General features: G+C 40.5%; 6 protein-coding genes. 1 reads left to right on the top strand and 5 read right to left on the bottom strand.

Annotated features, from left to right (window positions below):
- Positions 1–34: 34 nt before the first annotated feature.
- The 4 genes from STRDD10_RS07990 to STRDD10_RS07975 all read right to left on the bottom strand — a co-directional run bounded on the left by STRDD10_RS07990 (position 35) and on the right by STRDD10_RS07975 (position 4943).
- Positions 35–1246, bottom strand: coding sequence for a LysM peptidoglycan-binding domain-containing protein (locus STRDD10_RS07990; protein WP_156468634.1), 1212 nt, complete (start codon positions 1244–1246; stop codon positions 35–37).
- 151 nt (positions 1247–1397) lie between these two features.
- On the bottom strand, positions 1398–2690 hold the full coding sequence (locus STRDD10_RS07985) for a response regulator transcription factor (RefSeq protein ID WP_067194819.1): 1293 nt from the start codon (positions 2688–2690) through the stop codon (positions 1398–1400).
- Entirely contained in the window at positions 2683–4326 is a 1644-nt protein-coding gene (locus STRDD10_RS07980; RefSeq protein WP_067194816.1) for a sensor histidine kinase, read from the bottom strand. Before STRDD10_RS07980 ends, STRDD10_RS07985 begins: the two co-directional genes overlap by 8 nt.
- 2 nt (positions 4327–4328) lie before the next feature.
- On the bottom strand, positions 4329–4943 hold the full coding sequence (locus STRDD10_RS07975) for a DUF624 domain-containing protein (RefSeq protein ID WP_067194814.1): 615 nt from the start codon (positions 4941–4943) through the stop codon (positions 4329–4331).
- A 239-nt stretch (positions 4944–5182) separates the two neighbouring features.
- Between STRDD10_RS07975 and STRDD10_RS07970 the strand changes: the two genes are divergently transcribed.
- Complete coding sequence (locus STRDD10_RS07970; protein WP_067194811.1) at positions 5183–6022, top strand: MurR/RpiR family transcriptional regulator; 840 nt, start codon at positions 5183–5185, stop codon at positions 6020–6022.
- A 439-nt stretch (positions 6023–6461) separates the two neighbouring features.
- On the opposite strand, the gene STRDD10_RS07965 is transcribed toward STRDD10_RS07970, so the two are convergent.
- Positions 6462–7346, bottom strand: coding sequence for an ROK family protein (locus tag STRDD10_RS07965; RefSeq protein ID WP_067194808.1), 885 nt, complete (start codon positions 7344–7346; stop codon positions 6462–6464).
- Between the last annotated feature and the right edge of the window lie 144 nt (positions 7347–7490).

Below are 7490 nucleotides of genomic sequence, written 5' to 3'. Positions count from 1 at the left end.
TGCCGTTCATTCAACTTGAACTGCTGGACTTTTTTTATTTGTTAAAGGAAATATGAACGTGGTCATAGTGATTGGCTGTTACACCGCCACGATCTGGCATCATATTCCAAGTATTTGCTGGTCCGTAGATGTTGTTTATTGGCATATAAAACTTCTGATTCCAGATGATGTAGGAAACATCCGCACGCGCCATATTGTCAATAACATATTGAGCAACTTGATCACCCAAAGCAGAACCAACTGGTACCATAACATCGATAGCAAGTCCATCACTGTGGCCTGTTCCTTGTCCATCAGTATCTCCGGCACGATAACCACCGATATTTGTGATACCGAACTTAGCTGCAATTTCTTCCTTAAAGGCTGCTGCCTTTGGCTGTAAACCAGCATTAGCAGAGTTTTGAGCTGCAAGTGTTGCAAAATCAACTGCTGTAGTAGTTGCTGGTGCACTATAAGTTTGGTCTTCCACTGCTGCTGGAGCTTCTGGAGTTGGCGTCTCTGCTACAGCTTCTGCTGCTGGAGCTTCTGGAGCTGGCGTTTCTGCTACAACTTCTGCCACTGGAGCTTCTGGAGCTGGTGTTTCTGCTACAGCTTCTGCCACTGGAGCTTCTGGAGCTGGCGTTTCTGCTACGGCTTCTGCCACTGGAGCTTCTGGAGCTGGTGTTTCTGCTACGGCTTCTGCCACTGGAGCTTCTGGAGCTGGCGTTTCCGCTACAGCTTCTGCCGCTGGAGCTGCTGGAGCTGGCGTCTCTGCTGCAACTTCTGGTTGTGGCGCTGTTGGGACAGATGGGGCTGGCGTCTCTGCTGCAACAGGTTGAGTCAAATCCTCAACTGCAACTGTTTGATTGTCCACTTTCACTTCATTTGTTTCCAAATCAGCTGTTGCAGTAACCGGAGTCTCCGCTGGACTAGCTGATGGCGTTTGGACTTCTACCGCTGTAACTTCTTGTTGAGCATTCACTTGGGTAGTCAAGACAGTATTAGGGAAAATCAAATCCATATTTGTAATCTTGTTTAAATTTGCAAGAACATTAACATCTACATTCAAGGCTGATGCAATCGTGCTGAGAGTATCCCCATACTTTACGATATAACTTTGTTGGTTGTCACGATTGGTAACATCTGCTTTAATCTCATCAATAGAACGTGGTGTCCAAGTTAAAACTTCTTGTGCTTCTGTTGCTACAAAGGGAACAGCTGAAAATACAGCTGCTGAAGCGAGTGCAATTTTCTGTTTTACTTTCATCAAAAATCATTCTTCTTTCTTGTTGGTTGATACTATCTTACCACAATTAGAAAAATAAAAAAGCCCTAAATGGGCTATTTAACCGAACTGACTTTTTCTTGTAATATTGAGATTTTTTTGTTACCTAGAAAATCTCACTAGCCAGCTAAAACTATGGCATCATAACTTGTTTTCGATAGGACTTTGGAGATTTCCCACAGATTTTGCGGAAAACTTTATAAAAATAACCAACATTGCTATATCCTACTGCAAAACAAATATCCTCAATGCTATCATTCGTTGATAAGAGGAGCTGCTGCGCCGCCTTGATTCGTTGTTTATTCAGTAACTCTGCAAAAGTCGAGTTGGTCTCACGTTTGATCAGTTGCCCAAGATAAACTGGATTAATAAAGAGATCTTTGGAGATGTCCTTGAGCAAGAGTTCTTTTTGGTAATCTTTGCCGATGACTTCCAACACTTTCACAACATTTTCGTTCATCCGATATTGCTCAAAAAGGGCAATCAACTTCTTCTCTGTATAGTCTGTCAAAATCTCAAAGCTTGCAATTTCCTCCATCTCTGCAACAATCTGCGTCATGTCCTCCGCTTTTAGGTGCTCAAAGAGATGAAACACATCCATGATAAACTGGATAAACAGTTGCTTGGTCACTGCAACCTTAGGAGTATGCGTTTTGACTAAATTTTCAACTAAATCAAGCTCGGCTAAGATTTGCTGGAGATTTCCTTGGATAATAACCCGATACAAAGGTTCATAGTAACTAAAGACACTTTCTTCTTCATCCAAAACAGCATCTCCATAAAACAATTGTTTTTCCACACGATGATGAAAGGAACGGTAGCTTTCTTGATAAGGAGCATGAAAAGGCTGACCATCAATAGCGTTACTAGATACCTGATCAGCTAAAAAGAAATAAAGTGGCTGACCTAGAAGAGTTTGTGGTATAATCGCAAAACCTTCCGCTTCCTTAGATAGACCTAACCAAACAGAAGATTTATTCGCTAACAAGTCCTCCCATTCCTTCTCCAACATATTGCTGTGAAGGACGACAGGGGATCTACTTAAGCTAGCCAGTTGAAGTTGATGGGAGACTTTGGTTAAAATTTGTTCCAACTCTACCTTGTCCACCGGCTTTAAAAGATAGTCAACTACTTGTAGATTTAGGGCAGTCTTAACATAAGAGAAGTCTTGGTAGCCTGACATGACAATATAGTGAGCGTCTGGTAGAATTCCTTTCATCTGGCTGATCATCTCTAATCCTGTCTTACCAGGCATATTGACATCTGTAATGATGATATCAACATTGTGCTCCTTGATATAATCCAAAGCACTATCTGCATCACGAAAAGTCGCAACAACCTCCATTTTGAATTGTTCAAACGGAATCATCACCTTTAATCCTTCTGTGATAATGTATTCATCATCTACTAAAATTACTTTAAACATCATTTTCCTCATCTCTAATCAGGATACGGTAGGAAACACCGGCTCCCTCGTTAGAGTCTATAAAGATTTGGTAACGTTCTCCGAAAAAGAGAACCATCCGCTCATGCACATTGACAATCCCAATGGACTTACGGTGCTGGTCGTGTCGAAACTCTCGCTGAGCCAACTGTTGGCGTATATTCTCTAGTTGCTCTGTTGTCATCCCCCGGCCATTATCCTCAATCCGAATTTCAACCTCCCCTAAGCGATGCAAGGCCTTCACACTAATCACATTATCAAGCTGTCTATGGTCAATCCCATGAGCAAAATAATTTTCAACCAATGGTTGTATTGTAAACTTGGGGATGATCATTTCCTCCAGGTTCTCATCAATTTTAAATCCATAGGCTACTGACTTAGGATAACGGACCATGCAAAGATAACTATACTTACGACAGAATTCTAACTCACTGGCCAGCGTTGTTGTTTTCTCATCAGAGATATTGTTGCGTAAAAGCCTAGAAAATTCATAGATAACATCCCCTAGCTCCTCTTGATCATGCATCACTGCATACATCCGAATAAACTCCAAAGTGTTATACATAAAGTGAGGATTAATTTGTGCCTGCAATGCTCGCATATTAGCTTCTTGTTGAAGAAGTCGCAACTCATAAATATCCCGGATATTGGCATCAAGAGTATCTAACATTTGATTGATGTTATCAGCAACTAAAAAGAGTTCATCTTCCTTTGTTTTGGTATCAATTCGCACCCCTTCCGTCTGGGTAACCAACTGAAGTGTATCGACGATATCGATAACTTGTCTCTGATAATTAGCAAAGATTCGCACTAAAATAGTATATAAAATCCAGATTAATACACCACTCATGCCTACAATTAGAACCGTATTTGTCAAACTATGCTGCAAAACATAGCCTGAAGCTAGACCAACCTTTATTTGATACCCATGAGTCGTTTCTCTTACAAACCATTTACGAGGTGGGGTTCCTTTTTTGGAAGAAAAAAGAAGAATTTCCTTATCATATGGAGAAGTCACTCGGACTGTAAGAGGAAAATTTCCACCTGAATTTCGGATAGACTGACTGATACTTGCCTCATTGATCGTAACATAGGCTATTCCTAAAGTATCTCCCGTTGTCACATCATAAAGGGAAATGGGAAAAGAAGCAGCTTTAGGCTGAAAGTCTTTGGCTGCAACTTGTTCTCCACCAGGACGTGTTCGGCTAGAAACAAATACTTTTTGGTTATCTTGGAGCGCAATTGCCAATTCTTCAACAAAATCATTCTGAGCATAAATCGCAGATACCGAATCATGGATGGATACTGAACCGCCATTCTCGTAGTGGTATTGCAATTTCCAACGTTGATAATCTGCTGAGTTCAAACTAAAATAACGATAAAGTCCTTCTTGCTTTCCACTTGTATTTACCAAAGTCTGTGATAGTTGAAGGGAACGTTGATAATAATAATCCAATTGATCAAGAGTTCTGCTCATCACTCTCTCGATAACACGATCTGCTTCCACTTGATTGGATTGCCAACTAGCATAAGAAACAAGAACAGCTACAAAACTTAAGACTCCAATCAATATCATGGTATAGAGCCTCAGAAGGGAATGAAGCCAAAATTTCTTCATCACTAAGACTCCAAATGACTCTCTAAAATAGAGTAAAGTGGTGCCAAGGTGTCATTTACAAAAAAATGCCACATCCCTAGCAAAACGAAGACAGCAAGTGCTGGGGCATACCAACCAACTAAGACCAGTAAAGCAAAGCCTATCACTAGTTTTAAAAGTAGCAGAGGAGGTGTTAGAAAAAGGGAGATAAAAGAAAGTTTAAGCCCATTTAGATACGAAAGTTCAAAATGCACCTGTATTTTTAGATAGAGAGTATAAAGCAAGGGCAATAAAAGAGCCAAGAATAGATTCAATAGGGTCAAGCTAAGATAAAATAAAGATTGATTAGGAAGTTGAACCATTAAGTAAATCCCATAAAGAAAAACTGCTAGAAGAGAAAAGAAAGAATAAAACATTTGATTTCCTCGTATAAAGTTACTTCGAAACAGTCGCCATGCTTCCTTAATGCGATAGGATTTGTAATCTTCACCATTAGTCTCTGCTAGGCTCATAACAGTCATACTAGCCGGTCCGATACCCAAGACCAAGCCTCCTGAAAAGCTTAGTAATAAAAAAAGACCGGATGCCAGCATGGATAGATAGACTTTCATAAAAATCCATTCAATTAGTTTCCCCATAAGTTCACCTCCATCGTTTTTATTCTATTATATCATATTTTTTGATAGCGCTAACTAAAAAACTTACAAATAAAAGTATGGGAATCCTTAGGGATAGAAAATGCCTAAAATAAAGGGATTGTTTAAAAAATCTGAACTCTCCTATAAAATTTATAGTCATACATTTATGCTTCCTCTCCGTTAAAATCTTTACTTCTATGTTATAATATACATATAACTGTTTTAGATTAGGAGATGCCATGGAAAATAAAGTAGATGTCTACGAAATAATTGAGATGCATCTAGACGATATGACTGAGTTGGAACGCCATATTGCCCACTACTTTTTAACTCCTGAAGGAGTTCAGAATGACTTATCCTCACAACAGGTTGCTCTCACCCTGCACATTTCTCCATCAGCTTTGACCCGTTTTGCTAAAAAATGTGGTTTTACAGGCTATCGTGAGTTTATTTTCCAGTATATCCATCAAAATCAAAAAACAGAATCCAACAAAAAATTAAGTGACCTATCTCGCCGCGTCTTTCATAACTATAGCAAGCTCCAAGAAAACACCAAAAAACTCTTGAACGAAGAGCAGTTGCTCCGAATTGCCAGCATGATGGAAGGAGCTGATCGTGTCTACTTTTTTGGTACAGGGAGTTCTGGTCTCGTCGCAAGAGAAATGAAGCTTCGTTTCATGCGTTTAGGAGTAGTTTGCGAAGCCTTGACCGACCCTGACGGTTTTGCTTGGACCACCAGTATCATGGATAAAAACTGTTTAGTCATCGCTTTTTCTTTATCTGGAAAAACTCTCTCCATTCTAGATAGTTTAACAGATGCCAAGCAGATGGGAGCCCAAACTGTTCTTTTCACTAGTCAGTTTCCAAAAGAAAAAATTCCTTTCCATGAGACTGTATTCGTCTCTCCTCATGGACAACCAGACTACATCCAACGTATTTCCGCCCAATTCCCCATGCTTTTGATGATTGATTTTCTCTATGCCTATTTCTTGGAAATTGACCGCGAACGGAAAGAAAAAATATTTAATAGTTATTGGGAAAATAAAAAACTAAATGGTTATCATCGAAAAACAAGATGAGACTGAAGCAAGCCCCGCTTACTACAGAGACTGTTAAATATATACTACATATGCTGAACAATCCACTCTTGATTTCTCTTTTTTACCACATCTCGGCCCTACGATACTACTAGTGGGTAATTCCACAAGTGTATCATAGTGCCTTTTATTTTTATGGCTCTACCCTAAATGATAAAGGATATTAAAAAAAGGCTGGACAAAAAGCGTCCAACCTTCAATGCATACTCGCAATCACTCACTAACCTAGTAGTCAACAAAACCTTTCCAAGCACATTTCTACACCTTGAGATAAGTGAATAATCCCTAAGAAGTTCTCAGTAATGAACCCTATCTGCAAATCTAATCCATTTAGCAGAGTGTTTTAGTAGTTCGATGCGAAAGAATGGAAATAATTTGAAACCTTTTTTCACAAAAAGAAGTCTTCTCTTACTCCCTCCGTTTATATTTGCCTATTTTTAAAATGATAATACGCTCCAACCATACCTGCAGTATTCTGATGTTGGGCAAATTCCAGCTGTGTCTTATCAGCGAGGCTTGGTACGAGAGCATCTTGTAATGCCTGACGAATTTTTGGTTTTAGGATGGCTTCCTGTCCCATGATACCGCCACCGAGGATGACCACCTCAGGATTTGCCACATAGCAGATATTTGCCAATCCCTTTCCTAGATAGCCGACCATACGGTCAATCCCTGCCATGCAGATTTTATTGCCTTCGGTTGCTTCTTTGAAAATGCGACGACCATTCCACTGCTCAACGGAATCACCATGTCGCTCTGCTACATACTGGATTAGAGCTGTTGTAGAGGCTAGGTCTTGAAAAGCCCCATCCTGCAAGTGGAAGTAGCCCACCTCGCAGGCAGAGTTGCTAAAACCATGGAAAATCTGTCCATCGATAACCAAGCAACCACCGATGCCTGTACCGATGGTCAAGCAAAAGACAATGCCTGCTCCCTGACCGCTACCAGATACAGCCTCCGCTAGACCTGCACAGTTGACGTCATTTTCAATCTCGCAAGGCAAATCAAAAGTCGCCTCGATTTCTTTCTTAAACTGAGTACCAGCGTAGTTTGGTATCTGTGGACCCGAGTAGAAAATCTCTCCCTTGTCAGGATCGACCATGCCTGCCGAGGAGATGGCAACCCCAGCCACAGGACCTTTATCTATGTAGCTAGCTACAATGCCTTTTATCTTTTGTAAAATATACGGACCACCTTTGTAGGCTTCTGTTGGGATCTCATGGGTTTCAAGAAGCTGGTCTCGCTCATCAATCAGTCCATACTTGATATTAGTCCCTCCAATATCAATCGCAAGATAATGCGTCATAAAAACCTCCTTTCAAACGATTTAAAACTCAATGAAAATCATCAGCAAACTAGGAAGCTAACCGCAGGCTGCTCAAAGCACTGCTCTGAGGTTGTGGATGGAACTGACGAAGTCAGTAACCATACCTACGGTAAGGCGAAGCTG

The organism is Streptococcus sp. DD10 (genome assembly GCF_001578805.1).
Lineage (GTDB): Bacteria > Bacillota > Bacilli > Lactobacillales > Streptococcaceae > Streptococcus.
This window is presented reverse-complemented; position numbering and strand designations above follow the sequence as displayed.

What these genes read in the sequence shown, in the direction of transcription:
- STRDD10_RS07970 (WP_067194811.1), top strand. Translation starts at nt 5,183, where the DNA reads ATGGAAAATAAAGTAGATGTCTACGAAATAATTGAGATGCATCTAGAC.
- STRDD10_RS07990 (WP_156468634.1), bottom strand. Translation starts at nt 1,246, where the DNA reads ATGAAAGTAAAACAGAAAATTGCACTCGCTTCAGCAGCTGTATTTTCA.
- STRDD10_RS07985 (WP_067194819.1), bottom strand. Translation starts at nt 2,690, where the DNA reads ATGTTTAAAGTAATTTTAGTAGATGATGAATACATTATCACAGAAGGA.
- STRDD10_RS07975 (WP_067194814.1), bottom strand. Translation starts at nt 4,943, where the DNA reads ATGGGGAAACTAATTGAATGGATTTTTATGAAAGTCTATCTATCCATG.
- STRDD10_RS07980 (WP_067194816.1), bottom strand. Translation starts at nt 4,326, where the DNA reads ATGAAGAAATTTTGGCTTCATTCCCTTCTGAGGCTCTATACCATGATA.
- STRDD10_RS07965 (WP_067194808.1), bottom strand. Translation starts at nt 7,346, where the DNA reads ATGACGCATTATCTTGCGATTGATATTGGAGGGACTAATATCAAGTAT.